5 protein-coding genes are annotated in these 2,243 nt (G+C 55.7%); 4 read left to right on the forward strand and 1 reads right to left on the reverse strand.

Going from position 1 to position 2,243, the window contains the following annotated elements; translation table 11 throughout:
• Positions 1-270 (reverse strand): hypothetical protein (locus EXE45_RS16225; RefSeq protein WP_199233655.1); only part of this gene is annotated, 270 nt, incomplete at its 3' end.
• 272 nt (positions 271-542) lie between these two features.
• Between EXE45_RS16225 and EXE45_RS16230 the strand changes: the two genes are divergently transcribed.
• From EXE45_RS16230 to EXE45_RS16245, 4 genes are all read left to right on the forward strand, one after another.
• Positions 543-725 (forward strand): hypothetical protein, encoded by a 183-nt coding sequence (locus tag EXE45_RS16230; RefSeq protein WP_137694932.1) that lies wholly within the window; start codon positions 543-545, stop codon positions 723-725.
• Between the two features lie 60 nt (positions 726-785).
• Positions 786-1,310 carry a hypothetical protein gene (locus tag EXE45_RS16235; protein WP_137694933.1) on the forward strand — a complete coding sequence of 175 codons (525 nt, stop codon included), beginning with the start codon at positions 786-788 and terminating at the stop codon, positions 1,308-1,310.
• Entirely contained in the window at positions 1,300-1,506 is a 207-nt protein-coding gene (locus tag EXE45_RS16240) for a hypothetical protein (RefSeq protein WP_137694934.1), read from the forward strand. The genes EXE45_RS16235 and EXE45_RS16240 overlap by 11 nt, the downstream gene beginning before the upstream one ends.
• Positions 1,507-1,728: 222 nt before the next feature.
• A complete protein-coding gene (locus tag EXE45_RS16245) occupies positions 1,729-2,007 on the forward strand; it encodes a hypothetical protein (RefSeq protein ID WP_137694935.1) in 279 nt (92 codons plus the stop codon).
• Positions 2,008-2,243 lie beyond the last annotated feature (236 nt).

Genomic DNA, 2,243 nt, shown 5'->3' on the forward strand with positions numbered 1-2,243 from the left:
GTTGATGACGATGGGTTTTGGAATCGGTGGCTCACCGTGTTCTTTCCGGAGAGTGTCCCCCGCGAGGAACAAGACCCACAGCTGACGGACAAACTGAAAGCCGAGCTTCCGGGGATTCTCAACTGGGCAATAGACGGTTACGCCCGATTGATGGAACAGGGGCAATTCACCAACGAACCTTATCCCTTCGAGAATCGGCAAAAGTGGGAGCGATATGGGAACAGTATCGAGCAATTCATTGAACGATGTACCGATGACGACGGCGGCCATGTGCCGAAGCGGACCACCAGCGGTGGAACCGTGGGGGCATACGACTCATACCTTCGGTTTGCTCGAAACAATGGCTTAGAGCGTGAATCCCTACAGAAATTCACAGCCGAGCTTACCAAACGCGGCGAGGTGACTCAACGACAGCGGACCGTTGATGGAAGCCGGACCCGGTGTTATGTTGGTCTTGAGTTGACCGACGACGCGCCCCGTCCAGAATCGGACGCAACTGACGACAATGGGGAATCCACCGGAACGGGGTTAGGAGAATACCGATGAACGCCACACTATCCGACATTGTTGACCGGAACACGTTGGCGGTCATCTTGGTAGCGATATTAGCCTTCGCCGGTCAGGCAAACGGAACGATTGCTGTTCTGACGATCGGTCTAATCCAGATTGTCGACCTCCCGGCGTTGGTCGGCGTACTCTGTCAGGAAGCCCGCGAAGGCTGTTAGGTAATCGGCCGATGACCCGGCGAGGGGCGAGGCACTTGGAGAATCTGGTTAGATCTAACCATGAGTACGAACTACAGCGAGAGCGACAAGACGTATCGAATTGAAACCACGATTTCCGGCGGCACCATTGAAGATCCCGTTACTGGCGAGCGGCATGAAGTTGTGTCCGATGACGACGGGCGCGGTGGAGAAATTGAAGTGACCCGTCCAGATAGCGTACAGGCATTAGTGCGGGGAAGTAACGCGATGGACTTTGCTGGTGACGCCCCGACGACGGGCGAGGTGGAAGCGGCGCAGAAGGCCCGCTTTGAGTTTGGTGATACCGATGTGTGTATGAGATTTGCCGAGTCGTATCACCGCGACTTTGAGAGTATGAGTCTGGACCCGGCCGAAGGGTTCGACCCGAAAGAAGGCGCGGCAAACAACGGGCCGCGTATGAAGGCGAGCAAAATGTACCATGACCTCAAAGAGCGAGGCTATGAATCCGAAGCGGCATACCTTCGAGCGCTCCCGTCCGTTGGGATTCAAACCGACTTTTGCGACTATCTCACCGAACACGAGGCGATCCAACTCAATGACGACTAACAACGACCTTAGCGACGAATGGGAAGCCCTCAATCGCCGCGAGCGGCGCGAGAAGGCGCGTGCGATTATTGAGGACATGGAAACGCTACAAGACTCCCCCGACTCCCTGAAAACCGACGTGGCGGCACTTGTCGGCACAGAGAGTTTTGAGGAGGCGGTCGACGACCTCGACGTATCGTGGACTGACCGGCTCTAATCGCGGCGCTCCCGATGACCCGGAAGGCGAGGGATCTGTTCATTGTGTAGAATCAGGGCCGCAGGCCCATTTTTTCAGTACCCCGGTGGCGGCTTTTGGCCGGGATTCCAACGGTGATGAAACCGTGACTAAGCAACTACCAATTACGTTCCCGAACCCGATGTATAGCCATAAGAACCCCGCTCCCGCCCGAATTGAGGATGAAACCCCCGGTGGTTGGCCATGAGTGAGAGCCAACGCGCGAGCGCGGACGCGAATGATGACCTCCCGAACCGTGGCGAGATTCAAGACTTACTGGAAGATGGAATCCGGGAAGCGCACAGGAAAGTCAAAGAGGGACGGGTATACGACGCCGAGAATGAGAAAGTGCGGATCAAATGGATTCGGGCGTTAGCATACGCGGCTAACGTTCATCGGCAAATCCAGAACGACCGCGACTTAGAGGAGCTATCCGAACGGCTTGAGCAACTTGAGGAAAACACAAATGCCCCGAAAAAGTAAGCGCGAGATTGAATCAAGAATCGAGGAGTTGGACGACGGCGACTTGGTTGATGGTATCGACGTGATTGAACAGCATTTTTCTGACGAGTATCCGGACCCGCCCGAACGGTTGGTTCGGGAGGCATGGGCCGAACAGCTACGACCCGACAATGACACGGAAGAGTAAACGCGAGATTGAACAGCGACTGGAAGAGTTAGACACGGACCCGGCGGACGAATATCCAACGGTGACGTTG

The sequence above is a fragment of the Halorubrum sp. SP9 genome, assembly GCF_005435015.1.
GTDB lineage: Archaea > Halobacteriota > Halobacteria > Halobacteriales > Haloferacaceae > Halorubrum > Halorubrum sodomense.